Raw genomic sequence first — 350 nt, 5'->3', positions numbered from 1 at the left:
TGCTCGTCCTGACACCTTAGTCTACCGTCTTAGTCCCCCTATCGGGTGACACGACACCACGACTAACGCGCCACGACTTCATCCAGCAAACGTTGTATGCCATAGAATAGAACCCGAGTACATAACATAAAGTTTATAAGAAATGAGAATAAAATTTTTTCCATTTTTCACGATTAAGCAATATGAAAGAGGTATTACAGAAAGACTTGGAAAGTTTCATCGATTTGCAACACCGGGATTTCATATTCAGATACCTGGATATTTCGGATCGTTTTGTGCCAGCATTATCGGCCTGATCTGTGCCAGTGATTTCGGTTCAAACTGTGCCACTTTTGGTCATGAACTGATGC

General features: G+C 42.0%; 1 protein-coding gene. It reads left to right on the top strand.

Annotated elements, in window-relative coordinates:
* Window positions 1–142 precede the first annotated feature (142 nt).
* Window positions 143–350 (top strand): hypothetical protein (locus ACRD62_RS22535; protein WP_430822335.1); only part of this gene is annotated, 208 nt, incomplete at its 3' end.

The sequence above is a fragment of the Carboxylicivirga caseinilyticus genome, from assembly GCF_050589785.1.
GTDB classification, from domain to species: Bacteria; Bacteroidota; Bacteroidia; order Bacteroidales; family Marinilabiliaceae; genus Carboxylicivirga; species Carboxylicivirga caseinilyticus.
Note: the sequence above shows the minus strand (reverse complement) of the source record. Positions and strands in the feature narration are given on the sequence as shown.